Genomic DNA, 23,256 nt, shown 5'->3' with positions numbered 1-23,256 from the left:
TTTCCATCGATTGGCGAACGGTCGTTTTGGGGTGACCCGGCCACCTCAAACGTTAAATGGGATCGGAAGGTGTCGCTCAGCGGGTCATTACGTGACCATAGGATGGCGACAATGTGCGGCCGGGCTTCGACCGGCTGTATTGGGATGTATTTCGGGAGCAATTGCTGATGGCTAGAATCACCCGCGCCGCCTATGCGCAGATGTACGGCCCGACCGTCGGCGACAAGGTGCGGCTTGCCGATACCGAGCTGTTCATCGAGGTCGAGAAGGATTTCACCCTTCATGGCGAAGAGGTGAAATTCGGCGGCGGCAAGGTCATCCGCGACGGCATGGGCCAGAGCCAGGTATCCCGCGCGCAAGGCGCGGTCGACACTGTCATCACCAATGCGCTGGTCGTCGATGCGTCGGACGGCGTCTTCAAGGCCGATATCGGCCTCAAGGACGGACGCATCGCCGCGATCGGCAAGGCCGGCAATCCGGACATGCAAAATGGTGTGACCATCATCATCGGTCCCGGCACCGAGATCATCGCCGGCGAAGGCAAGATCCTCACCGCCGGCGGCTTCGACGCGCATATCCACTTCATCTGCCCGCAGCAGATCGAGGAGGCGCTGATGTCAGGCATCACCACCATGCTCGGCGGCGGCACCGGACCGGCGCATGGCACGCTGGCGACTACGTGCACGCCTGGGCCGTGGCATCTGGCGCGCATGATCCAGTCCTTCGACGCCTTTCCGATGAACATAGGCCTGTCGGGCAAGGGCAACGCGTCCTTGCCGGCCGCGCTTGAAGAGATGGTGCTGGGCGGTGCCTGCTCGCTGAAGTTGCACGAGGACTGGGGCACGACGCCCGCGGCAATCGACTGCTGCCTGTCGGTCGCCGACGACTACGACGTGCAGGTGATGATCCACACCGACACGCTGAACGAATCCGGCTTTGTCGAAAACACGGTGGCGGCGATCAAGGGCCGCACCATCCACGCCTTCCACACCGAAGGCGCCGGCGGCGGCCATGCGCCCGATATCATCAAGGTTTGCGGGCTGCCCAACGTGATCCCGTCCTCGACCAATCCGACCCGGCCCTACACCGTCAACACGCTGGCCGAGCATCTCGACATGCTGATGGTCTGCCACCATCTGTCGCCGTCGATCCCCGAAGACATCGCCTTTGCCGAAAGCCGCATCCGCAAGGAGACCATCGCCGCCGAAGACATTTTGCACGACATCGGCGCCTTCTCGATCATCTCGTCGGACAGCCAGGCCATGGGCCGCGTCGGCGAAGTGGCGATCCGCACTTGGCAGACCGCCGACAAGATGAAGCGCCAGCGCGGTTCGCTGCCGCAGGAGACCGGCGGCAACGACAATTTCCGCGTCCGCCGCTACATCGCCAAATACACGATCAACCCGGCCATCGCGCACGGCCTGTCGAACGAGATCGGCTCGGTGGCGGTCGGCAAGCGCGCCGATCTGGTGCTGTGGAACCCGGCTTTCTTCGGCGTCAAGCCGGATATGGTGCTGGTCGGCGGCATGATCGCCGCCGCCCCGATGGGCGATCCCAACGCCTCGATCCCGACACCGCAGCCGATGCACTACCGGCCGATGTTCGGCGCCTATGGCAAGGCGATGACCAATTCGTCGGTGACCTTCGTTTCCAGGGCGGCGCTCGATGCCGGCCTGCGCGGCCGGCTCGGCGTCGACAAGCAGATGGTCGCCGTCGAGAACACCCGCGGCGGCATCGGCAAGCATTCGATGGTGCTCAACGACGCCACCCCGCATGTCGAAGTCGACCCTGAAACCTACGAGGTCCGCGCCGACGGCGAATTGCTCACCTGCGAACCGGCCACCGTGCTGCCGATGGCGCAGAGGTACTTTTTGTTCTGATCCATCGGCGCTATAGCTGACGCAGAACGTGCCGCACCGGGCTATGGACCAGAAACTCCCTTAAGCCCACGACATCTTCCCGCACATCCGCATCGTCACGCGTCATCCCGCAGCTCTTCGACACGATCGTCTGACCACAGCGGGTCCTTTCGGACGCGCAAAGGACGCTGTAGAAACTTGAATTCGGGGCATGCGCCGGCATTAGGCCGATGTTCGGGATGGTCTAGGCTTTTTGGAAAGGCAATTTTTACATGAAGCTCGACATCCGCACAGATTTCACCAAATTCCCGCGTGCCGTCTCGGTGCTCGCCGCCGGCGAGGCGGGACCGGTCACCCCATATGATCGTGCCGTGCTGGCCCATGACGAGCGGCATCTGCGCCGCCGCTCCATCGAAACGACCCGTAGCGACAAGGTGCTGGTCGACCTGCCCGAGCCGGTTACCTTGAACGATGGCGACCGGCTGGTGCTGGAGGATGGCCGCCAAATCGAGATCATTGCGGCCGAGGAACCGCTCTACGATATCCGTGCGTTAAGCCCGGTTCATCTCACCGAACTCGCCTGGCATATCGGCAACCGCCATCTTGCCGCCGCCATAGAGGCGGAACGAATCCTGATCCTGCGCGATCACGTCATCAAGACGATGCTGGAAGGCCTGGGCGCCACGGTGAGCGACGTTTCCGAGCCGTTCAAGCCGGTGCGCGGCGCCTATTCCGGGCATGGCGGCCATGGCCATGCTCATGCCGAGGCGCATGCGCACAGCCATGCTGAAGCGCATTCCCACGCCCATGGCGAGTCGCATTCCCACAGCCACTCGCACGACCATGACTGACCAGCCTTCCAACGTCGCTTTGTTGCGGCTGATGGCCTGGCTGTCGCCTGCCTTCCCGGTCGGCGGTTTTTCCTACAGCCATGGTCTCGAGCAAGCCGTGCATGCCGGGCTGGTTGCCAATAGCAAAGACCTCGCCGCGTGGCTGGAGACACTGGTCGAGCTTGGTTCGGGCTGGAACGATGCCGTGCTGTTTGCCGAAAGCTGGCGGCGCGCCCGCGAGGGCGGCGATCTCGATGAGATCGCGGCACTTGCCGAGGCATTGGCCGGCTCGCGCGAGCGCCATGCCGAGACCATGCTGCAGGGTGCCGCCTTCCTGAAGGCGGCATCGGCCTGGCCGTGTCAGGTGCTGGACCGTCTGCCGGCCGAGTGCGCCTATTGCGTCGCCGTCGGCGCCGTTTCTGGCGGCAACGCCATTGCCCTGCAGGACGCGCTAGCCGCCTTCCTGCAGACCTTCTTCTCCAACCTCGTCCAGGCCGCGATCCGGCTCGGCGTCGTCGGCCAGACCGGCGCCACCGCGCTGCTCGCCGGCTTCGAACCGCTGGCGCTTGGCGTCGCCGCCCGTGCTGCCGGCTCGACGCTGGATGATCTCGGCGGCTGCGGTTTCGTCTCGGACGTCATGGCGATGAAGCACGAGACGCAATATTCGCGGCTGTTCCGCTCATGATCGTCCTCGCTTTCGCCCTCTCGCTGGTCCTGCTGCTGATCACCGCACTGCATGTCTATTGGGGTATTGGCGGGATCTGGCCGGGCAGGGACGCTGCCTCCTGCGCCCGCGCGGTGGTCGGCTTCCGTGGCGTCGACGAAATGCCAGCGCCCTTCGCCAGCTTTGCCGTTGCTGCCTGTCTCGGCCTGGCGACACTGTGGCCGATGGCGCTCGAAGGCGTCTTTGCCACGCCCTTTCCTAAGGCTGGGCTCGCCGCGACAGCGCTGCTCATCGCGCTGGTCTTCCTGACGCGCGGCATTGCCGGCTTTACACCGTGGTGGCGCCGGCTGGCGCCCGAACAGCCCTTCGCCCGGCTCGATGTCAGCTATTATTCGCCGCTGTGCCTTTTGATCGGGCTCGGCTTCGCCGTCCTTGCCATCACGGAGTTCGCTAGATGACACAAGCCAATGGTCCTCTTCGCATCGGCATCGGCGGCCCCGTCGGCTCCGGCAAGACGACGCTCACCGAAAAGCTCTGCAAGGCGCTGCGCGACGAGTTCTCCATCGCCGTGGTCACCAACGATATCTATACCAAGGAAGATGCCATGATGCTGGCCCGGCTTCAGGCGCTGCCCGAGGATCGCATCATGGGCGTCGAAACCGGCGGCTGCCCGCACACCGCCATCCGCGAGGACGCCTCGATCAATCTGCAGGCGATCGCCGAGATGACAAAAAAATTCCCGGATCTCGATATCGTCTTCATCGAATCGGGCGGCGACAATCTTGCCGCCACGTTTTCCCCCGACCTCGCTGATCTGACGCTCTACGTCATCTCCGTCTGCCAAGGCGAGGAAATCCCGCGCAAGGGCGGGCCGGCGATCACCCGGTCCGATTTCCTGGTCATCAACAAAAGCGATCTCGCCCCTTATGTGAACGTCAATCTCGATGTCATGGAGAGCGATGCCGCCCGCATGCGCGGCAAGCGGCCGTTCGGCTTCACCGATCTGTCGCGCGGCAAGGGGCTGCAGGAAGTGATCGATTTCATAATCGAGCATGGCGGGCTGCGCGTCGGTGCCGCCAGAAGCACTGCGGCGTGAGGCAAAGCGCTCGTCTGCACCAAACGAAACCGGTTGCGCGCATCCGCGGCGCGCGGCATCCTTGTTTCTTTCACGGAGGTTTTCGATGAGCATCGCCCGCTTGCAGAAGGAAATGCTGACCAACCTGCCCTTCTACGAGGAGCGCGTCGATCTGGCTTGCGCCTTCCGCTGGACGGCGCGGCTCAACATGCATGAAGCCGTGGCCAATCATTTCTCGCTGGCCGTTAACGATGACGGCTCGCAATTCCTGATGAATCCCAACCAGGTGCATTTCTCACGCATCAAGGCGAGCGACCTGCTGCTGATCGACGCCAACGATCCCGATACGCTCTCCGGCCCGAATGCACCCGACCCGACGGCATGGGGCCTGCATGGCGCCATCCATCGTAATGTGCGTCATGCGCGCTGCGTCATGCATGTGCACTCGATCCATGCCACGGTGCTCGCTTCGCTCGCCGACTCGACGTTGCCGCCGATCGACCAGAACTCGGCGATCTTCTTCAACCGTCACGTCGTCGATGGCCATTATGGCGGGCTCGCCTTCGAGGAAGAGGGCGAACGCTGCTCACAGCTGCTTACCGATCCGAAGGTCAAGGTAATGGTCATGGGCAACCATGGCGTGCTGGTCATCGGAGATAGCGTCGCCGACACCTTCAACCGCATGTTCTATTTCGAACGCGCCGCCGAGACCTACATCAAGGCGCTGTGGACCGGCCGACCGCTGCGGGTCCTGTCGGACGAAATCGCGGAGAAGGCAGCAACGGAGCAGGAAGATTATCCCGGCCAGGCCGAGCGGCACCTTTCCGAATTGAAGGCGATCCTCGACGAGCAGGAGCCGGTTTACCGGAACTGATGCTTAAAGGCCCAGCTCAGCCCGCAACTCGTCGGCGCTGTTGATGACGATCGCGCCGGGTGGCCCTTCCATAGGCATTTCCGGCCAGAAGATCGTCCTCATCCCCGCCGCCAATCCCGCCGTGACGCCGGTCACGCTGTCGTCGACGGCCACGGCATCCGCCGGATCGACATCGGCCAGCCATGCGGCGCGCAGGAACGGCTCGGCATGCGGCTTGCCTTCGCGCACGTCGTTGCGGCTGACCGTCTTCATGCCGGGATAGAAAAGACCGACCATGCGCAGATTGGCGTCGACGACCAGCCGGTCGGAATTGGACACCACCGCTTGCGCCACGCCAAGCGCGCGCAGCTCGTTGAAGATCTCGATCGCGCCGGGGCGCGGCTTCAGCGTCTCGGCCATCGGCAGATAGTGGTCGTATTTACGCACGATCCAGTCATCGAAGGGCAGGTCGAGCCCGAACTCGTCGCGCAGCATTTCGTAGACCGGCCATGCGGCAATGCCGAGCACCCGCTCATGCAGGTCGGGCGGCGCGGCGATGCCGACGCTGTGCAGCGCCGCAATCAGCGCCGCCTCGTGCAATGGCTCGCTGTCGACCAGCGTGCCGTCCATGTCCCAGAAAACCGCTTTCGGCGTCATGCGAGGCTCCTTTGTCCGAATCCCTTAAAGGGTTTGCGTCGGGAGATAAACCGCCGCGCCTGACTGCACCAACATTGCGGGACATCAAAAATTGCTCGCCTAAATTCACCCACTCGAAACAGCACAGGTACATCGAGTGGTTACCTAAGCAATTGCTCTGCCGATAGGCAATTGCGCACAAGCTCATTCCCCCGTAAAAGTAAGGCGCTCCCGTCTCGATGCTCGGGGGCAGGGAGGCAGCAAGTTGAATTCCCGGCAGGACAGCGGCAGCAACAGGCTGGACGACGCGGCGCGCGCCGGCTGGCTCTATTATGTCGCAGGTAACACGCAAGACCAGATCGCCTCGACGCTCGGCATCTCACGACAGACGGCGCAGCGGCTGGTGTCGCTGGCGGTGTCGGAAGGGCTTATCAAGGTCCGTGTCGACCACCCCATCGCCAATTGCCTCGACCTCGCGGCCCGGCTGAAATCGCGCTTCGCGCTCGATCTGGTCGAGGTGGTGCCGAGCGATCCCGCTTCCTCCTCCACTATCGGCGTCGCCGTGGCGGCGGCTGCCGAAATCGAAAGACGGTTGCGCTCGCCGACGCCGATCGTCATGGCGATCGGCACCGGCCGCACGCTGAAGGCGGCGATCGAGCAGCTGCCGCCGATGGAATGTCCGCAGCACAAGGTGGTGTCGCTGACTGGTAACATCTCGCCCGACGGTTCGGCCGCTTTCTACAACGTCATCTTCACCATGGCCGACAGGGTCAAGGCGCGCTCCTTCCCAATGCCGTTGCCGGTCATCGCCTCCTCGCCGGAGGAGCGCGAGATGCTGCTCAGCCAACCGATGATCCAACCGACGCTGGCACTTGCCGCGGAGGCCGACGTCACCTTCGTCGGCATCGGCGATCTCGGCCCCAAGGCGCCGCTTTACGAGGACGGCTTCATTTCGGATAGTGAACTGAAGGCGCTGCAAAAAGCGGGCGGCGTCGCTGAGATCGTCGGCTGGGTGTTCGATCGCGAAGGCCGGATGATCGAGGGCATCACTAATGACAGAGTGTCCTCGGCATCTTTGCCGTCGCGTGAAAAATCGCTGGTGATCGCGCTCGCCATGGGCGAGCGGAAACTGCCGGGCATCCTTGCGGCTGTAAACCGGCGGCTGGTCAACGGTCTCATCACCGACGAGCGGACCGCCGCCGCCTTGCTGGCCACCAGCTGATTTGCGATAAGTCCAGCAAGGCTATTTGCGCCGGCCGTAAGGATCGTTGCCGTCAAGAAAACCCATGTCGCGCTGTAGATGCGGCGGCAATTCCCTGGTGTCGAGATAGGCCCGTTTCCTGGGTCCGTGCCGTGCCAATCTCCGCGCCAGCCGCAAAAACCAGCCTCGGCCTGGCGTCAGAAATAGCTTTTCTTGTACCGTGGTCATGATCGTCAGCCTTTTTTATTTCTGGACGAGAGTGATCGTCGACCTCAAATATCGGCTGGATCGGGCCTTGCTGCCAATCAAACGTCGATCACGGCCCATAAGGAGGGCTTATGCCTGAACTCAAGTCACGGCAGGTCTCCCAGCTCCCTCCGCTTCAGGCGATCCGGGTGTTCGAGGCGGTGGCGCGGCATCTTTCCTTCACCAAGGCAGCCGGCGAGCTCGGCATGACGCAGGCGGCGGCGAGCTATCAGATCAAGCTTCTGGAGGAGCGCGTCGGCGCGCCTTTGTTCCTGCGCCGGCCAAGGCAGATCGTGTTGACCGAGGCCGGGCAACGCATGGCGCCTGCGGTCAGCGAGGCGTTCGCCCTGTTGGGTGGAGCCTATGCCGCGGCGCGCAGCGGCGCCGATGGGATGCTCTGCGTCTCGACGCTGCTGACCTTTGCCTCGAACTGGCTGGCGCAGCATCTCGGCTCGTTCCAGGTCGCGCATCCGTCGCTGGCGGTGCGTCTCGATACATCGAACCGCCTCGTCGATTTCGCCCGCGAGGACATCGACATCGCCATCCGTTCGGGCGGCGGAAACTGGCCGGGCGTGGAGGTGCACAAGCTTTTCAATGCGGACTTCACGCCGATGCTGAGCCCGAAACTCGCGGCGACCATCGGCGGGGTGAAGGAGCCGGCCGACCTGTTGCGCCTGCCGATCCTCGATCCCGGCGACATCTGGTGGCGGGACTGGTTTATCGCCGCCGGCCTGCCGGTCGAGGAACTGGCCAAGCGCCCCGGCTCCAGCATGGGGGCGCAGGCCTATGAGGCAAACGCCGCGATTGCCGGGCAGGGCGTGGCGATCGTGACGGCCGCTCTCTTCAAGGCCGAGCTTGCCGATGGCCGCCTGATCCAGCCTTTCGATTTGGTCGGCGACGACGGCCACGCCTACTGGCTGGTCTATCCCCAGGCGCGGCGCAACGTGCCGAAGATCCGCGCTTTTCGCGAATGGATCCTGGCTGAGATTGCCGGCCAGTAGGTCGGCAATTTGTCCAATCAAGTGGGAAATCCGGCATTTCGCGTGCGCCGATAGCCATCCCACTGTTCTTCAAATACCCCCCAACGCGTCTCGAACCGGATGCCGCACGAGCTTTCGTGCTGCGCTGCAGCAACGAATCCGGCTTGACATAAATCATGCAGAATGAGTAATTGCTCACAGCCAAGGCAAATGCTCAGCTTGGTCTATGGGAGGAATTTGATGAAACTTCGCACGCTCACCCTGGGTCTGTTGTCGGCCAGCACCCTTGCGTTCGCCGCGCATGCCGAATCCATCACCATCGCCACCGTCAACAATGGCGATATGGTCCGCATGCAGACGCTGACCGACGACTTCACCGCCAAGAACCCCGATATCCAGCTCCAGTGGGTCACGCTCGAGGAGAACGTGCTGCGCGAGCGCGTCACCACCGACATCGCCACCAAGGGCGGCCAGTACGACGTGATGACCATCGGCACCTACGAAGTTCCGATCTGGGCCAAGCAGAGTTGGCTGCTGCCGCTCGACAAACTCGGCGACGACTATGACGTCAAGGACATCATCCCGGCCATCGCCAACGGCCTGTCGGTCGACGGCAAGCTTTATGCGGCACCGTTCTACGGCGAAAGCTCCTTCGTCATGTACCGCAAGGACCTGATGGAGAAGGCCGGGCTGACCATGCCCGACGCGCCGACCTGGGACTTCATCAAGCAGGCCGCCGAGAAGATGACCGATCGCGCCAACGGCGTGAACGGCGTCTGCTTGCGGGGCAAGGCCGGCTGGGGCGAGAACATGGCCTTCCTGACCGCCATGTCGAACTCCTTCGGCGCACGCTGGTTCGATGAGAACTGGAAGCCGCAATTCGACCAGCCCGAGTGGAAGAACACGCTGCAGTTCTATGTCGACCTGATGAAGGCCAATGGCCCCGAGGGCGCATCTTCGAACGGCTTCAACGAAAACCTGGCGCTGTTCCAGCAGGGCAAGTGCGGCATGTGGATAGACGCCACCGTCGCTGCGTCCTTCGTCTCAGACCCGAAGAACTCCACGGTCGCCGATAAGGTCGGCTATGCGCTGGCGCCCGACAATGGCTTGGGCAAGCGCGGCAACTGGCTGTGGGCCTGGTCGCTGGCCATTCCCGCCGGCACGCAGAAGGCTGACGCGGCTCAGAAGTTCGTGTCCTGGGCAACCAGCAAGGACTATCTCGAGCTCGTCGCATCGAAGGAAGGCTGGGCCAATGTTCCGCCCGGAACGCGCTCCTCGCTCTACGCCAACCCCGAATACCAGAAGGCGGCGCCCTTCGCCAAGATGACGCTGGACTCGATCAACGCCGCCGATCCGACGCATCCGACCGTCAAGCCAGTACCTTATGTTGGTGTCCAGTTCGTCGCCATCCCTGAGTTCCAGGGCCTTGGCACCACCGTCGGCCAGCTCTTTTCGGCCGCACTCGCCGGCCAGACCAGCGTCGACGACGCCTTGAAGCAGGCCCAGGATGCTGCCACCGCGACGATGACCGAGGGTGGTTATATCCAGTAGGCTCCTCCCGGTGCCGAACGCCCGGCTGCCCATCATGGCCGGCCCCACCTTGACCAGCAGGGGGCCGCCCGAATCCCAGTTCGGGCGGCCACCTTCAAACTCTGAAAATTGGCACGCCTCTGAATTTAGCTGACCTCGAAGGGTGACCGTCATGGCTACTCAGCAGACCCGTTCGCTTGCCCGCTTCATGATGGCGCCATCCGTGGTGCTGCTGTTCGTCTGGATGATCGTTCCGCTGGCATTCACCCTGTGGTTCTCCTTCCAGCAGTACAACCCGCTCAATCCGATCCGCGACGGGTTCGTCGGCTTCTCGAACTACGCCCTTTTCTATTCCAATCCGGCATTCCTGCAGTCGATCCTCAACACGCTAATCCTCGTGGCCAGCGTGCTTTTGATCACGGTGATCGGCGGCATCCTGCTGGCGCTGCTGATCGATCAGCCGATGTGGGGACAGGGCATCGTCCGCATCCTCGTCATCTCGCCGTTTTTCGTCATGCCGCCCGTGGCCGCACTGGTCTGGAAGAACATGATCATGCATCCGCAATACGGCGTCTTTGCCGACATTGCGCGCTTCTTCGGCGGGCAACCGATCGACTGGTTTGGGCAGTATCCCATGCTAGCGATCATCATCATCGTCGCCTGGCAGTGGCTGCCGTTTGCGACATTGATCCTCTTGACGTCCCTGCAGTCGCTCGACGGCGAGCAGAAGGAAGCCGCCGAGATGGACGGGGCCGGCTTCATCAGCCGCTTCATCTATTTGACGCTGCCGCATATGTCGCGCGCCATCACCGTCGTCATCCTGATCCAGACGATCTTCCTTCTGTCGGTCTATGCCGAGATCCTCGTCACCACCAATGGCGGCCCGGGCTACGCCTCCACCAACCTGCCCTTCCTCGTCTACCAGAAGGCGTTGCTGGAGTTCAAAATCGGCCAGGCATCCGCCGGCGGCATCCTCGCGGTCATTCTCGCCAACATCGTCGCCTTCTTCGCCATGCGCGCGGTCGGCAAGAACCTGGACAAATAAGGGAGGAAACGATGGCACGTGCAGTCAGCACCCAACACAAGACGATTGCGACCGCGGCCGCCTGGATCGTCGCCTTGCTGATCTTCTTCCCGATCCTCTATACGATCATCACCTCGTTCAAGTCGGAGCAGGAGGCCATCCAGGGCTTCAACCTGTTTCCGTCGGGAACCACGGAGAGCTATACCGCGGTCGAGGCGCAGAGCGGCTACTTCAAGTTCTTCCTCAACTCGGTGTTCCTGTCGGTCGGCTCGACCATCCTGGCCTTGCTCGTCGCCATACCGGCGGCCTGGTCGATGGCGTTCTCGCCAGGCAAGTGGACCAAGGACATCCTGATGTGGATGCTTTCCACCAAGATGATGCCGGCGGTTGCCGTGCTGTTCCCGATCTACCTGATCTTCCGCGACACCGGATTGCTCGACAGCCGCGTCGGCCTGATGATCATGCTGATGCTGATCAATCTGCCGATCGTGGTGTGGATGCTCTACACCTATTTTCGCGAAATCCCGGGCGAGATCCTGGAAGCGGCGCGCATGGACGGCGCATCGCTCTGGAACGAGATCGTCTATGTGCTGACGCCGATGGCGGTGCCGGGCATCGCCTCGACGATGCTGCTCAACATCATCCTGGCATGGAACGAGGCGTTCTGGACAATCCGGCTGACCACCACCGAGGCCGCCCCGCTCACCGCCTTCATCAGTTCCTTCTCAAGCCCTCAAGGGTTGTTCTGGGCCAAGCTTTCGGCCGCCTCGACCCTGGCGATCGCGCCGATCCTGATCATGGGTTGGTTCAGCCAGAAGCAGCTGGTGCGCGGCCTGACATTTGGCGCCGTGAAGTAGCACCGCCGCAAGCGATGAACGACGGACAATAACCCCTCGGGGAGGAAACCATGGGAAACATCACGCTCAAGCACGTCTCCAAGTCGTTCGGGTCGACGGTGATCATTCCGGGCATCGACCTTGTCATCGAGAACGGCGAGTTCGTCGTCTTCGTCGGCCCGTCGGGCTGCGGCAAGTCCACGCTGCTGCGGCTGATCGCCGGGCTGGAGGACACCACCGCCGGCACCATCAACATCGATGGCCGCGACGTCACCGGCGAGGCGCCGGCCAAGCGCAAACTGGCCATGGTGTTTCAGTCCTATGCGCTCTACCCGCACATGACGGTGGCCAAGAACATTGCCTTCCCGCTGAAGATGGCGGGGGAGGACCAGACCACTATCGACAGGAAGGTGAAGGATGCGGCGCGCATCCTGAACCTCACCAACTATCTCGATCGCCGCCCCGGCCAACTCTCCGGCGGTCAGCGCCAGCGCGTCGCCATCGGCCGCGCCATCGTACGGCAGCCATCGGCTTTCCTGTTCGACGAACCTTTGTCCAACCTCGACGCAGCACTGCGCGGCACCATGCGGCTGGAGATCAGCGAACTGCATCATCAGCTCAAGACGACGATGATCTACGTCACCCACGACCAGGTCGAGGCGATGACCATGGCCGACAAGATCGTCGTGCTCAATGCCGGCAACATCGAACAGGTCGGCTCGCCGATGGAGCTCTACAAGACGCCGAAGAACCTGTTCGTCGCCGGCTTCATCGGTTCGCCCAAGATGAACCTGATCGAAGGCGCGCCGGCGGCCAAACATGGCGCCAAGACCGTCGGCATCCGTCCCGAGCATATGAACATCTCGAAGACTTCAGGCGAATGGAAAGCCACGGTCGGCGTCGCCGAGCATCTCGGCTCCGACACGTTTTTGCACGTGCAGGCCGACGGTGTCGGACCGCTGACGGTGCGCGCCGACGGCGAACTGGCCGCCCATCACGGCGACACGATCTATCTGACGCCGGACAAGACCAAGCTGCACCGCTTCGGCGCCGATGGAAAGGCGATGATGCAATGAGGCTGAAGGGTAAATCGGCGCTGATCACCGGGTCGGCGCGCGGCATCGGCAGGGCGTTCGCCGAAGCCTATGTCCGCGAGGGCGCCATGGTCGCCATCGGCGACATCAATCTCGAAGCCGCCGAAAAGACCGCTTCGGAGATCGGCGGCAACGCTTACGCCGTGAAACTGGACGTCACCGACCTCGCTTCGATCGAGGCGGCGGTCAAGGCGGTCGAGACAAGGGCCGACCGGCTGGATATTCTGATCAACAACGCCGCTCTGTTCGACCTGGCGCCGATCGTCGAGATCACCAAGGCGAGCTACGACAGATTGTTTTCCGTCAATGTCGCCGGCACGCTGTTCATGCTGCAGGCCGCCGCCCGCTCGATGATCGCGGCTGGTCGGGGCGGCAAGATCATCAACATGGCGAGCCAGGCCGGGCGCCGCGGCGAGGCGCTGGTCGGCGTCTATTGCGCTACCAAGGCCGCCGTTATCTCGCTCACTCAGTCGGCGGGACTCGACCTGATCAAGCACCGCATCAACGTCAACGCCATCGCGCCGGGCGTCGTCGACGGCGAGCACTGGGACCATGTCGATGCCCTGTTCGCCAAATACGAGAACCGGCCGAAGGGCGAGAAGAAGAGGCTGGTCGGCGAAGCCGTGCCCTATGGCCGCATGGGCACTGCGCAAGACCTCACCGGCATGGCGGTGTTCCTGGCCAGCGACGACGCCGAATACATCGTCGCCCAGACCTACAATGTCGATGGCGGCCAGTGGATGAGTTGAGGGGGCGAAGGCGCTCTTCTCCCCGTCTCCTCCACCGGGGGGAAGAGCCGTCCCGCTAAAGGGTAAAGCAGATGACCGTGAAACTCTCTTCTTCCATCCTCGCCAAGCTTCCGCCTGAGGTCGCCGGCCCGAAATATGATCGCGCGGCGCTCAAGGCCGGTATCGTCCATTTCGGGGTCGGCAACTTCCATCGCTCGCATCAGGCCGTCTATCTCGACGACCTGTTCAATGCGGGCCTCGGCCACGACTGGGCAATTGTCGGCGCCGGCGTCTTCGAGGGCGAAAAGGTCGGCCGCGGCAAGTTGCAGGAACAGGACTGGCTGACCACCGTGGTCGAGCAGGATGCTGGCCACATGAGCGTCCGCGTCACCGGTGTCATGATCGACTTCCTGATGCCGGGCGCCGCGGCCGCGATCATAGAACGGCTTGCCGATCCGGCGATAAGGATCGTTTCACTGACCATCACCGAGGGTGGCTACTTCATCGACCCGGCGTCGGGCGTGTTCAACCCGACCCATCCCGACATCGTCGCCGATGCGCAGCCGGAAGCAACGCCGAAAACTGTCTTCGGCATCATTCTTGCCGGGCTGATGCGCCGCCGCGACGACGGCATCGTGCCCTTCACAATCATGTCCTGCGACAACATCCCTCACAACGGCCATGTCACCGCTGATGGCGTCATCGGCCTCGCCCGGCTGATTGACGAGAATCTGGCGACCTGGGTGAGCGATAACGTTGCCTTTCCCAACGGCATGGTCGATCGCATCACGCCGGCCACCACTGACCGCGAGCGTGGCATTCTCTCGAGCGAATTCGGGCTCGACGACAACTGGCCGGTATTCTGCGAACCGTTCAGGCAATGGGTGCTCGAGGATCGTTTCACCAACGGCCGCCCGCCGCTGGAAAAGGTCGGCGTACAGTTCGTCAGTGATGTCGCGCCCTACGAGTTGATGAAGATCCGCATCCTCAATGGCGGTCATGCGACCATCGCCTATCCGGCCGGGCTGATGGACATCCATTTCGTCCACGAGGCAATGCAGGAGCCGCTGGTGCGCGGCTTTCTCGACAGGCTGGAGCATGACGAGATCATCCCGACCGTGCCGCCGGTGCCGGACACCGTGCTGGAAGACTATTATCAACTCATTGAGCACCGCTTCTCCAATCCGAAGATCGGCGACACCATCCGCAGGCTCTGCCTCGACGGCTCCAACCGGCAGCCGAAATTCATCATCCCGACCATCGCCGACCGGTTGAAGGCCGGCAAGGGCGTCGCCGGCCTGGCGCTGGAATCGGCGCTGTGGTGCCGCTACTGCTTCGGCACCACAGATAGCGGCGTCGTCATCCAACCCAATGATCCGAGCTGGGACCGGCTGCAGACGACCGCCAGGGCGGCAAAGGATACCCCTGCCGCCTGGCTTGCCATGGAAGACATCTATGGCGATGTTGGCCGCTCGGCGTTGTTTGTCGATGCCTTCACCCATGCGCTCGAGGCGCTCTGGGCCGATGGTGCGCGTGCGACACTGACGCGCTATCTCGCCGGCAATCTCTAAGATCGGCTCAATGCCCATGACGCCTGACCTGGTCATTTTCGACTGCGACGGCGTGCTGGTCGACAGCGAGGGGCTGTCCGTTTCGGCGCTGCTTAGCATGATCACGCTCGCCGGCGGCAGTGTCAGCGAGGACGCCGCCTATGAGCATTTCCTCGGCAAGAGCATGAAAAACGTCCGCGAAATTCTCGGCCGCGACTTCGGACTTGATATCACCGACCAGCACCTGAGCGAGATGCGCGTCGAGCTGATGCGCAAATTTCGCGAGGAGCTGAAACCGATTCCCGGGATCGGGCAGGTTCTGCCGAGGCTCGCCATGCCATGCTGCGTTGCTTCCTCCGGCACGCTGGACCGCATCCGCTATGCGCTCGACGTCACCGGGCTGCTCGGGCTGCTTGAGCCGCATCTGTTCAGCGCCGCCATGGTGGCGCGGGGCAAGCCGGCGCCGGACCTTTTTCTCCATGCAGCCGCCAACATGGGAGCGATCCCGCAAAATTGTCTCGTCGTCGAGGACAGCCCCGCCGGCGTGAGGGCGGCACGGGCGGCGGGCATGCGCGTCCTTGCCTTCACCGGCGGCTCGCACGCCGGCAACCCGGCACTGAAAGCGCGGCTTGCGTCGAGTGAACCGGACTTTATATTCGCTGACATGCTGCAATTGCCCGATCTGATTGCAGGCTTGGGAGCGAGAGCAAGAACACCTTGACGAAAAGTTTCGTTTGCGCGGTCGATGTCGGCACCGGGAGCGCCCGTGCGGGCATTCTCGACACCGGAGGCACCTTGCTCGGCCGCGCCGAGCACCCGATCGTCATGAACCGGCCGAAGGCCGATCACGCCGAGCACGATTCGCAGGATATCTGGTCGGCGGTCTGCATTGCCGTGCGCGCCGCCCGCGAAAAAGCCGGCATGGCAGCGGAGGACATTCTCGGCATCTCCTTCGACGCGACCTGCTCGCTGGTGGTGCGGGGCAAGGATGGTGGCCAGCTCAGCGTCTCGGTGTCGGGCGACAGGCGCTGGGACACCATCGTCTGGCTCGATCACCGCGCCATTGCCGAGGCCGATGAATGCACCGGAAGCCGCCATGCCGTGCTCGACTATATCGGCGGCGTCATGTCGCCCGAAATGGAGACGCCGAAGCTGATGTGGCTGAAGCGCAACCTGCCCGGAACATGGAACGAAGCCGGCTATCTATTCGACCTAGCCGACTTTCTCAGTTGGAAGGCGACCGGTTCGCTCGCCCGCTCGCAATGTACGCTAACCGCCAAATGGACCTATCTGGCGCATGAAGAGACCGGCTGGCGGCACGACTTCTTCGAAGCGGTCGGGCTCGGCGATCTCTTCGAGCATGGCAATCTGCCTGACAAGGCCAGCCCGGTGGGCGCCGATCTCGGCCGGCTGAGTGCGGAAGCTGCGGCTGAGCTTGGCCTGACCGAAAAATGCCGGGTCGGCGCCGGCGTCATCGACGCCTACGCCGGCGCGCTCGGCGTGCTCGGCGGCTTTGCCGGCGATGAAACCAACATCGGCCGGCATCTGGCGCTGATCGCCGGCACCTCGAGCTGCGTCATGGCGATGTCGCCCGACCCGCAACCCTTTGCCGGCGTCTGGGGCCCGTATTATGGCGCAGCACTGCCCAGCCTTTGGCTGTCGGAAGGCGGCCAGTCGGCCACCGGCGCGCTGCTCGATCACATCATCCGCTGGCACGGCGCCGGCGGTGAGCCGGATGCCGCCATGCACGCCAGGATCGCTCGGCGCGTTGCCGAACTGCGCACCGTCGAGGGCGAGAACCTTGCCGGAAGGCTGTATGTGCTTCCGGATTTCCACGGCAACCGCTCGCCGCTCGCCGACCCGCATGCCGTTGGCGTCATCAGCGGGCTGACGCTGGATTCCTCCTTCGACAGCTTGTGCAAGCTCTATTGGCGTACCGCCGTAAGCATCGCGCTAGGCGTGCGCCATGTGCTGGAAGCCCTGAACGAGAACGGCTATCTGATCGACACGCTGCATGTCACCGGCGGCCACACCAAGAACCCGCTGCTGATGGAGCTTTATGCCGACGCCACCGGCTGCACGGTGGTCGAGCCGCTGGCCGACGAGGCGGTGCTGCTCGGCACCGGCATGATCGCCGCCACCGCCGCCGGCCTTTTTCCCGATTTGAACGCTGCCTGCGTCGCCATGCAGCAAGGCGGCAAGACGCGAGAGCCCAATTCGGCGGCCGCCGGCCGGTTCGACCGCGACTATCGTGTGTTTTTGGAGATGCACCGGCAGAGGCAGGCGCTGGACGCAATCAGATAGACGCGAACAAGCCTTTAAAGCGTCTGCTATCTCTGGTTCCAGCGCCGGATAATTGGTTCGCTAATGTCGTGCTCATAGCCGAGTACGCTTGTGCTGGCGGTATCCAGCACGAACAGAGCTCCATTTTGCGGCGGCAGGCCGAGCCAGCGCGTAGCCAGCACCCGCAGGAAATGAGAGCTTGAAAACACCAGGACATTGCCGTTGACGCCACGCAGCTCGTCGATGATCCGATCCGCCCTTGCGCCGACGTCCTCTGCCGCCTCGCCATCAGGGCAGCCGTCGCGAAACAGACGCCAACCGGGGCGTTCGATGAGGATCTGCTTTGTGGTCAGCCCCTCGTAAGCGCCGTAATCCCATTCCGCCAGATCGGCCTTCTTCACGCCGGCCGAACCGAAGCCGGCCAGCGTACAAGTCTTGAAGGCGCGCTGCGACGGGCTCGACCAGACAGCCTGGAACGAAAGGCCCTGCAACCGCTCAGCGACCCGCCCGGCGGCCTCCTCGCCGGCAGGCGTCAGCGGTATGTCGGTCAGGCCGGTGTGCTTTCCGGAGGCGCTCCATTCCGTCTCGCCATGCCGAACCAGATAGATTTCGGGAAACGCGCTCATCCGCATGCCTTTCGATGGAATCTGATATCATGCCTGCTCTTCAGGTCAGTCAGCGACGCAACCATAGCGGCTTCTGCGCTCTCTCCAAACAAGCGGGAATGAGACCGTACGCGCTGGCTCAACTCTTCCTCTGAGTCAGCCTCTTGTCATAGCTGCCCATTTCGTAGACAAGCCGGGCTGTTAATGCGGAATCCGGGCCGATCACGGCTATTTTCCGCGCTGAGACGCGGCTTCCGGCCTTTTTGCCGACGCGCCGCAATCGGATAGGCGAAAAATGTCTGCTATCGAAGCCGGCGCTCGCGCGCCGGAAAATCTTTGGCGTCAGGAAATCAGGGCGACGCTGGCGCTCGCCTGGCCGATGGTGCTCACCAATCTCGGCCAGACCGCGATGACCGCCACCGACGTCATGATGATGGGGCGGCTGGGTCCGGACACGCTGGCCAGCGGTGCGCTCGGCGCCAACCTCTATTTCATGCCGCTGATCTTCGGGCTCGGCCTGATGCTGGCGACCTCGCCGATGATCGCCACGGAACTCGGCCGCCGTCGCCATTCCGTGCGCGATCTGCGCCGCACCGTGCGGCAGGGCCTGTGGCTGGCGATCCTCATCTCAATCCCGATCTGGATATTTCTCTGGTACGGCGAGGCCGTGTTGCTGGCCATGGGTCAGGAACCGGCGCTGGCACATCAGGCCGGCATCTATCTGCGCTGGCTCGAATGGGCGGTGCTGCCCTTCTACGGCTATATCGTCCTGCGCTCGTTTATCTCGGCGCTGGAGCGGCCGGGTTGGGCGCTGGTCATCGTCTTCGTTGCCGTCGCCTGCAATGTCTTCTTCAACTGGGTGTTCATGTTCGGCAATCTCGGCGCTCCTTCGATGGGCATCGCCGGCTCCGGCCTCGCCACCACGCTGTCCAGCACGCTGATGTTCGTCGGCATGGCGGCGGTGGTGATGCTTGAGCCGAAGTTTCGCCGCTACCAGCTGTTCGGGCGCTTCTGGCGGGCCGACTGGCCGCGCTTCAAGGGCCTGCTGCGGCTCGGCCTGCCGATCGCCGGCCTGCTCGCCTTCGAGGTGACGATCTTCAACGCGGCAGCCCTTCTCATGGGCCTGATCGACGCTGCCTCGCTTGCAGCGCATGCCATCGCCATCCAGATCGCCTCGATCAGCTTCATGGTGCCGCTCGGCCTCAACCAGGCGGCGACGGTGCGTGTCGGGCTCGCCCATGGCGCCGGCAATCCGGAAGGGGTTTCCCGCGCCGGCTGGACCGCCTTTGTCATCGGCGTCTCGTTCATGGCGCTGATGGGGCTGGTGATGATCCTGTGGCCGCAACTGCTGATCAGCGCCTTCATCGATCTTGGTGAACCGGCCAATGCCAGGGTGATCGGGCTTGCCGTGTCGTTCCTGGCCTTTGCCGCGCTGTTCCAGATTTTCGACGGCGCGCAGGCGGTTGCCGCCGGCATGTTGCGCGGCCTGCACGACACCAAGGTGCCGATGATCTATGCAGCGATCGGCTATTGGGGTATCGGCCTGCCGCTCGGCGTGCTGCTGGCCTTCTATTCCGGGCTCGACGGCGTCGGCATCTGGATCGGGCTGTCGTTGGGGTTGGCGGTGGTGGCGGCGCTGCTTCTGGCCCGCTGGCTGCGGCGCGATAGAATCGCGCCGCCGCTCTCCTTTGGGCATTGAAGCAGAATCCCGACGGTCGACCGGTGCGGCTCAGCGGGGCGCCGCGCGTTCAAGCCTGCGTGCATATTGCGTCAGCGGAAAACACATAACGAAGAAGATCAGCGCCACCAGCCCATAGACGGTGAAGGGTTCGAAGGTCGCATTGTTGATCGCGTTGGATGTCCTGACCAGTTCCTCGAAACCGATGATCGAGGTCAGCGCGGTCGACTTGATCAGCTGCACCAGGAAACCGACAGTCGGCGCACGGGTGATCGAGAACGCCTGCGGCAGGATGATCAGCCGGAGTTCCTGCAGATAGTGGAGGCCGAGACTGGCGCCGGCATCCCACTGGCCGCGCGGCAGCGCATCGACGCCGCCGCGCCAGATCTCGGCGAGATAGGCGCTGGCGAAAAAGGTGAGGCCAAGCGCTGCGGCGGTCCACGGTTCGATGCGCAAGCCCAGCATCGGCAGGCCGAAGAACATCAGGAAGAGCTGCATGAGCAGCGGCGTTCCCTGAAAAAGCGCGATGTATCCCGATGCAAGCCGCTGCGCCCATTTATTCTTGGCGATCCGGAAGAACAGCACGAGCATCCCGACCACGCCGCCGCCGACGAAAGCCGCCAGCGACAGAAGCACCGTCCAGCGCGCGGCGAGCACAAGGTTTCGGACAATATCCCAGAAGGTGAATTCGATCATGACACGCCGGCTCCTAGAGCGCGGCGGCCGCCGCTGACCAGCAGCCGGCGCAGCCCCATCGACAGAAGGAGATAAACGATCGTCACCACGAAATACGTCTCGAATGCGCGGAAGGTGCGCGCCTGCAGCATGTCGGCCTCGTAGGTCAGTTCGCGCACCGCGATCTGCGACACCACGGCGGACTCCAGCATCATGATGATGATCTGGCTGGTCAGCGCCGGATAGATCACCTTGAGCGCCTGCGGCAGCACGATCTTGACGAACACCTGACGTGGCCTGAGCCCAAGCGCCAGTGCTGCTTCCGTCTGCCCGCGCGGCACCGCGTCGAGCCCGGCGCCGACGATCTCGATCGTGTACGCCGCCATGTTGAGCGTCATTGCCAGCATGGCGGCCAGCAGCGGATCCAGCCTTATGCCGATGCTGGGCAGCCCGAAGAAGATGAAGAACAGCTGCACCAGGAACGGCGTGTTGCGCATCACCTCGACATAGACGGCGATGGCCCGCTTGAGCAGCACGGGGCCGTTTCGCCGCCCAGCCGCGCCGAGGATGCTAAGCAGGGTCCCGGCGAGGGTGGTGATGACGATCAGCAGGATCGTCGTGCCTGCACCGCGCGTGATCGCGCCCGCGGCACCGGCAAGCCAGCCGAAGTCCAGGTTATAGCCCATGAGGATAGGTCCTGACCCTTGAGCATTTTGGGGCTAAATGCGGCAAGACAAACGGTAGAGCGGTGCCGGTTCCAGGAGAACCGGAGCCGCTCTGGAGGTCAATCCTTGAGGTTGTCGGGATTGAGCGGCGTCTTGAGCCAGGCCTTCGAGCTTTCGTCCAGCTTGCCGTCGGCCAGCATCTTGGCGACCGCGTCGTTGACCGCCTGCTTCAGGCGGTCCTCGTTCTTGTTGAGGCCGATATGCGAGGGCGAGGTGAGAAGCTGGAATTTCTGCTCCGGCTTCAGTGCCTCCTGGCGGGCGAGCACCTGAGCGCCGACATCGTTGCCGACGACCATTAGCTGGGTCTGGCCCGAGATGAAGGCCTGGATGACGGAATTGTAGTTGTCGAAACGGCGAATGTCGGCCGAGGCGGGTGCTACCTCGGTAAGGGAGGTATCTTCCAGCGTGCCGCGGTTGACGGCGATCGACTTGTCGGCGAGGTCGTCCTTGCCTTCGACCTTCAGCGCGGCCGGGCCGATCACGGCGATATAGTAGGGTGCGTAGGCGGCAGCGAAATCGATCACCTGCTCACGCTCCTTGGAGTAGCCGACGCTCATCAGGACATCGACGCGCTTGTCGGTAAGATACGGAATGCGGTTCTGGCCGGTCACGCTGACCAAATTGAGCTTGACCTTGAGCTGGTCAGCGATGAACTGCGCCACGTCGATGTCATAGCCCTTGATGCTCATATCGGCGCTGGCCGAGGAGAAGGGCGGAAAGTCCGAGAAAATGCCGACATTGATGGCGCCGGCCTTGGTGATGTCGTCGACCGCGTCGGCATTGGCGGCCTGGGTGGCAAGACCAAAGCCGGCGAGCATCAGCACGCCGGCGATGGATGATTTGAACTTCATATGAAGTGCCATTGTCGTTCCCCTGCTGGAAGCTTGTTTGTTTTGAAAGCGGCCGCCGGCTCCAGCGCGGCGCTCGCCTTGGAACTTCTGATTGGACCATGATCTGTAGGTCAGCGGAGCAACAAACCGGTGTCCGCCGTCGGGATCATGGTCTGAATGCGTCAGGCCCCCTTGCCTGAGATCGCCGGGCTGAAGACCATCAGGCTGAGGATCTCGAACAGCACCTGCGCGCCGGCATGGGCCGTGTTGGTGGTCGCGTCATATTGCGGCGCCACCTCGACGACGTCGCCGCCGACGATGTTGAGGCCCTTCAGGCCGCGCAGCAGTTCAAGCACCTCCCGCGTCGTCAGCCCGCCGACTTCCGGCGTGCCGGTGCCGGGCGCGAATGCCGGGTCGATGCTGTCGATGTCGAAGGACACATAGGTCGGGCCATCGCCGACGATCTGGCGCGCCTTCGCGATGATGGCGGGCATGCCGAGGCCGGTCACCTCTTCGGCATGCACGACGGTCATGCCGGATTCGTAGGTGAACTCCCACAGATACTCGGCCGAGCCGCGGATGCCGATCTGGATGGTCCGCGACGGATCCAGCACCCCGTCCAGCACCGCGTTGCGGAACGGCCCGCCATGGTGGAACTTGGTCATGTCGAACAAGCCGCTGGTGTCGCAGTGGGCGTCGATATGGATCATGCCGACCGGCGCTTTTTTGCCGACAGCCTTCAGGATCGGATGGCTGATCGAATGATCGCCGCCGACCGATAGCGGGATGACGCCGGCATCGACGATCTGGTTCGTCCGACGCTCGATGTCGTCATGGCTGGTTTCCAGCCGGTAGCGGCTCTGGAATGGCACGTCGCCGATGTCGGCCACCTTCAGCTCGTGTGTCGGCGCGCATTCCAGCACGTGGTTGTAGGGGCCGATGCGCTCGATGGCGCGTAGCGCCCTTGGCCCGAAGCGGGCGCCCGGCCGGTTGGTCACGCCAAGGTCCATCGGCACGCCGATCATCGCCACCTGCAGATCGCCGAAATCAGGATTGTCGGCGGCAATTTCCCGGTAAGGCGCGGCGAGGAAGGTCGGGATGCCGGAATAGGGCGCCAGCCGCGTGCCGCTCTTGGAGAAGATCTTGTCGGCGACGCGCCGGAATTTGGGGTCGAACATCTCGCCGCCATGGCTTTCGCCATATTTGCGGCGCAACGCTTCGAGCTTGCCGCGATCATAACCCATGTCGGTCCTCCATGGCTGGTGCGGAGCGGCCATCAAATGACGGTCGCCGTCCTGCCGGCTGCCTGCGGATTTCACGTCTTGATGCTGTTCGACCCAAAGTGTCTTGCAGC

General features: G+C 63.2%; 24 protein-coding genes. 17 read left to right on the top strand and 7 right to left on the bottom strand.

Translation table 11 applies throughout. From position 1 onward, the window contains the following. Positions 1-167: 167 nt before the first annotated feature. The 6 genes from ureC to ACWTU7_RS12735 all read left to right on the top strand — a co-directional run bounded on the left by ureC (position 168) and on the right by ACWTU7_RS12735 (position 5,302). Complete coding sequence (ureC, locus tag ACWTU7_RS12760; protein ID WP_455838787.1) at positions 168-1,880, top strand: urease subunit alpha; 1,713 nt, start codon at positions 168-170, stop codon at positions 1,878-1,880. 251 nt (positions 1,881-2,131) lie between these two features. Beyond that, the gene (gene ureE, locus ACWTU7_RS12755; protein WP_455838786.1) at positions 2,132-2,710 is read left to right on the top strand and encodes an urease accessory protein UreE; all 579 of its coding nucleotides are present in this window, start codon (positions 2,132-2,134) and stop codon (positions 2,708-2,710) included. Continuing rightward, positions 2,703-3,374, top strand: a complete 672-nt coding sequence (locus tag ACWTU7_RS12750) for an urease accessory protein UreF (RefSeq protein ID WP_455838785.1) — start codon at positions 2,703-2,705, stop codon at positions 3,372-3,374. The genes ureE and ACWTU7_RS12750 overlap by 8 nt, the downstream gene beginning before the upstream one ends. Further along, positions 3,371-3,811, top strand: coding sequence for a DUF3995 domain-containing protein (locus ACWTU7_RS12745; RefSeq protein ID WP_455838784.1), 441 nt, complete (start codon positions 3,371-3,373; stop codon positions 3,809-3,811). Before ACWTU7_RS12750 ends, ACWTU7_RS12745 begins: the two co-directional genes overlap by 4 nt. After that, positions 3,808-4,449 carry an urease accessory protein UreG gene (gene ureG / locus ACWTU7_RS12740; RefSeq protein ID WP_135933880.1) on the top strand — a complete coding sequence of 214 codons (642 nt, stop codon included), beginning with the start codon at positions 3,808-3,810 and terminating at the stop codon, positions 4,447-4,449. The genes ACWTU7_RS12745 and ureG overlap by 4 nt, the downstream gene beginning before the upstream one ends. A gap of 85 nt (positions 4,450-4,534) precedes the next feature. Beyond that, positions 4,535-5,302 (top strand): class II aldolase and adducin N-terminal domain-containing protein, encoded by a 768-nt coding sequence (locus ACWTU7_RS12735; RefSeq protein ID WP_029347185.1) that lies wholly within the window; start codon positions 4,535-4,537, stop codon positions 5,300-5,302. 3 nt (positions 5,303-5,305) lie between these two features. Here ACWTU7_RS12735 and ACWTU7_RS12730 read toward each other — a convergent pair whose 3' ends face one another. Next, entirely contained in the window at positions 5,306-5,938 is a 633-nt protein-coding gene (locus tag ACWTU7_RS12730) for an HAD family hydrolase (RefSeq protein ID WP_455838783.1), read from the bottom strand. A gap of 244 nt (positions 5,939-6,182) precedes the next feature. Between ACWTU7_RS12730 and ACWTU7_RS12725 the strand changes: the two genes are divergently transcribed. Beyond that, on the top strand, positions 6,183-7,139 hold the full coding sequence (locus ACWTU7_RS12725; RefSeq protein ID WP_455838782.1) for a sugar-binding transcriptional regulator: 957 nt from the start codon (positions 6,183-6,185) through the stop codon (positions 7,137-7,139). 21 nt (positions 7,140-7,160) lie between these two features. On the opposite strand, the gene ACWTU7_RS12720 is transcribed toward ACWTU7_RS12725, so the two are convergent. Beyond that, positions 7,161-7,346 carry a hypothetical protein gene (locus ACWTU7_RS12720; RefSeq protein WP_455838781.1) on the bottom strand — a complete coding sequence of 62 codons (186 nt, stop codon included), beginning with the start codon at positions 7,344-7,346 and terminating at the stop codon, positions 7,161-7,163. Positions 7,347-7,456: 110 nt separating this feature from the next. Here ACWTU7_RS12720 and gcvA point away from each other — a divergent pair, with 110 nt between their 5' ends. From gcvA to ACWTU7_RS12675, 9 genes are all read left to right on the top strand, one after another. Next, the gene (gene gcvA, locus ACWTU7_RS12715) at positions 7,457-8,365 is read left to right on the top strand and encodes a transcriptional regulator GcvA (RefSeq protein ID WP_029347193.1); all 909 of its coding nucleotides are present in this window, start codon (positions 7,457-7,459) and stop codon (positions 8,363-8,365) included. A gap of 219 nt (positions 8,366-8,584) precedes the next feature. Next, complete coding sequence (locus ACWTU7_RS12710) at positions 8,585-9,895, top strand: ABC transporter substrate-binding protein (protein ID WP_127317750.1); 1,311 nt, start codon at positions 8,585-8,587, stop codon at positions 9,893-9,895. A gap of 151 nt (positions 9,896-10,046) precedes the next feature. Beyond that, positions 10,047-10,919: a carbohydrate ABC transporter permease gene (locus ACWTU7_RS12705; protein ID WP_127207932.1), complete on the top strand. Its 873-nt coding sequence runs from the start codon at positions 10,047-10,049 to the stop codon at positions 10,917-10,919. An 11-nt stretch (positions 10,920-10,930) separates the two neighbouring features. Continuing rightward, positions 10,931-11,755, top strand: a complete 825-nt coding sequence (locus tag ACWTU7_RS12700; RefSeq protein ID WP_287330850.1) for a carbohydrate ABC transporter permease — start codon at positions 10,931-10,933, stop codon at positions 11,753-11,755. Between the two features lie 50 nt (positions 11,756-11,805). Beyond that, positions 11,806-12,810: an ABC transporter ATP-binding protein gene (locus ACWTU7_RS12695; RefSeq protein WP_455838780.1), complete on the top strand. Its 1,005-nt coding sequence runs from the start codon at positions 11,806-11,808 to the stop codon at positions 12,808-12,810. Then, positions 12,807-13,577 carry an L-iditol 2-dehydrogenase gene (locus tag ACWTU7_RS12690; protein WP_455838779.1) on the top strand — a complete coding sequence of 257 codons (771 nt, stop codon included), beginning with the start codon at positions 12,807-12,809 and terminating at the stop codon, positions 13,575-13,577. Before ACWTU7_RS12695 ends, ACWTU7_RS12690 begins: the two co-directional genes overlap by 4 nt. A 71-nt stretch (positions 13,578-13,648) precedes the next feature. Further along, positions 13,649-15,127, top strand: a complete 1,479-nt coding sequence (locus ACWTU7_RS12685; protein WP_455838778.1) for a mannitol dehydrogenase family protein — start codon at positions 13,649-13,651, stop codon at positions 15,125-15,127. 16 nt (positions 15,128-15,143) lie between these two features. After that, a complete protein-coding gene (locus ACWTU7_RS12680) occupies positions 15,144-15,827 on the top strand; it encodes an HAD family hydrolase (RefSeq protein ID WP_029347206.1) in 684 nt (227 codons plus the stop codon). Further along, positions 15,824-17,410, top strand: a complete 1,587-nt coding sequence (locus ACWTU7_RS12675; protein WP_455838777.1) for an FGGY-family carbohydrate kinase — start codon at positions 15,824-15,826, stop codon at positions 17,408-17,410. Before ACWTU7_RS12680 ends, ACWTU7_RS12675 begins: the two co-directional genes overlap by 4 nt. A gap of 26 nt (positions 17,411-17,436) precedes the next feature. On the opposite strand, the gene ACWTU7_RS12670 is transcribed toward ACWTU7_RS12675, so the two are convergent. After that, positions 17,437-18,015, bottom strand: coding sequence for a histidine phosphatase family protein (locus ACWTU7_RS12670; RefSeq protein ID WP_127207927.1), 579 nt, complete (start codon positions 18,013-18,015; stop codon positions 17,437-17,439). A 274-nt stretch (positions 18,016-18,289) separates the two neighbouring features. Here ACWTU7_RS12670 and ACWTU7_RS12665 point away from each other — a divergent pair, with 274 nt between their 5' ends. Further along, positions 18,290-19,693: an MATE family efflux transporter gene (locus ACWTU7_RS12665; protein WP_095517539.1), complete on the top strand. Its 1,404-nt coding sequence runs from the start codon at positions 18,290-18,292 to the stop codon at positions 19,691-19,693. A 30-nt stretch (positions 19,694-19,723) separates the two neighbouring features. Here the strand turns inward: ACWTU7_RS12665 and ACWTU7_RS12660 are convergent, their stop codons facing one another. From ACWTU7_RS12660 to speB, 4 genes are all read right to left on the bottom strand, one after another. Beyond that, positions 19,724-20,368, bottom strand: a complete 645-nt coding sequence (locus ACWTU7_RS12660) for an amino acid ABC transporter permease (RefSeq protein WP_455838776.1) — start codon at positions 20,366-20,368, stop codon at positions 19,724-19,726. Next, positions 20,365-21,033, bottom strand: coding sequence for an amino acid ABC transporter permease (locus ACWTU7_RS12655; protein WP_029347214.1), 669 nt, complete (start codon positions 21,031-21,033; stop codon positions 20,365-20,367). Before ACWTU7_RS12655 ends, ACWTU7_RS12660 begins: the two co-directional genes overlap by 4 nt. Positions 21,034-21,131: 98 nt before the next feature. After that, entirely contained in the window at positions 21,132-21,935 is an 804-nt protein-coding gene (locus ACWTU7_RS12650; protein ID WP_455838775.1) for a transporter substrate-binding domain-containing protein, read from the bottom strand. Between the two features lie 149 nt (positions 21,936-22,084). Beyond that, positions 22,085-23,146, bottom strand: a complete 1,062-nt coding sequence (gene speB / locus ACWTU7_RS12645) for an agmatinase (protein WP_065011701.1) — start codon at positions 23,144-23,146, stop codon at positions 22,085-22,087. Positions 23,147-23,256 lie beyond the last annotated feature (110 nt).

The organism is Mesorhizobium sp. BHscii (assembly GCF_053848065.1).
This window is presented reverse-complemented; position numbering and strand designations above follow the sequence as displayed.

Coding starts and splice junctions, on each gene's coding strand:
- ureC (WP_455838787.1), top strand. CDS start 168: ATGGCTAGAATCACCCGCGCCGCCTATGCGCAGATGTACGGCCCGACC.
- ureG (WP_135933880.1), top strand. CDS start 3,808: ATGACACAAGCCAATGGTCCTCTTCGCATCGGCATCGGCGGCCCCGTC.
- ACWTU7_RS12655 (WP_029347214.1), bottom strand. CDS start 21,033: ATGGGCTATAACCTGGACTTCGGCTGGCTTGCCGGTGCCGCGGGCGCG.
- ACWTU7_RS12660 (WP_455838776.1), bottom strand. CDS start 20,368: ATGATCGAATTCACCTTCTGGGATATTGTCCGAAACCTTGTGCTCGCC.
- ACWTU7_RS12650 (WP_455838775.1), bottom strand. CDS start 21,935: ATGGCACTTCATATGAAGTTCAAATCATCCATCGCCGGCGTGCTGATG.
- ACWTU7_RS12700 (WP_287330850.1), top strand. CDS start 10,931: ATGGCACGTGCAGTCAGCACCCAACACAAGACGATTGCGACCGCGGCC.
- gcvA (WP_029347193.1), top strand. CDS start 7,457: ATGCCTGAACTCAAGTCACGGCAGGTCTCCCAGCTCCCTCCGCTTCAG.
- ACWTU7_RS12745 (WP_455838784.1), top strand. CDS start 3,371: ATGATCGTCCTCGCTTTCGCCCTCTCGCTGGTCCTGCTGCTGATCACC.
- ureE (WP_455838786.1), top strand. CDS start 2,132: ATGAAGCTCGACATCCGCACAGATTTCACCAAATTCCCGCGTGCCGTC.
- ACWTU7_RS12750 (WP_455838785.1), top strand. CDS start 2,703: ATGACTGACCAGCCTTCCAACGTCGCTTTGTTGCGGCTGATGGCCTGG.
- ACWTU7_RS12665 (WP_095517539.1), top strand. CDS start 18,290: ATGTCTGCTATCGAAGCCGGCGCTCGCGCGCCGGAAAATCTTTGGCGT.
- ACWTU7_RS12670 (WP_127207927.1), bottom strand. CDS start 18,015: ATGAGCGCGTTTCCCGAAATCTATCTGGTTCGGCATGGCGAGACGGAA.
- speB (WP_065011701.1), bottom strand. CDS start 23,146: ATGGGTTATGATCGCGGCAAGCTCGAAGCGTTGCGCCGCAAATATGGC.
- ACWTU7_RS12705 (WP_127207932.1), top strand. CDS start 10,047: ATGGCTACTCAGCAGACCCGTTCGCTTGCCCGCTTCATGATGGCGCCA.
- ACWTU7_RS12720 (WP_455838781.1), bottom strand. CDS start 7,346: ATGACCACGGTACAAGAAAAGCTATTTCTGACGCCAGGCCGAGGCTGG.
- ACWTU7_RS12680 (WP_029347206.1), top strand. CDS start 15,144: ATGACGCCTGACCTGGTCATTTTCGACTGCGACGGCGTGCTGGTCGAC.
- ACWTU7_RS12730 (WP_455838783.1), bottom strand. CDS start 5,938: ATGACGCCGAAAGCGGTTTTCTGGGACATGGACGGCACGCTGGTCGAC.
- ACWTU7_RS12690 (WP_455838779.1), top strand. CDS start 12,807: ATGAGGCTGAAGGGTAAATCGGCGCTGATCACCGGGTCGGCGCGCGGC.
- ACWTU7_RS12695 (WP_455838780.1), top strand. CDS start 11,806: ATGGGAAACATCACGCTCAAGCACGTCTCCAAGTCGTTCGGGTCGACG.
- ACWTU7_RS12685 (WP_455838778.1), top strand. CDS start 13,649: ATGACCGTGAAACTCTCTTCTTCCATCCTCGCCAAGCTTCCGCCTGAG.
- ACWTU7_RS12710 (WP_127317750.1), top strand. CDS start 8,585: ATGAAACTTCGCACGCTCACCCTGGGTCTGTTGTCGGCCAGCACCCTT.
- ACWTU7_RS12735 (WP_029347185.1), top strand. CDS start 4,535: ATGAGCATCGCCCGCTTGCAGAAGGAAATGCTGACCAACCTGCCCTTC.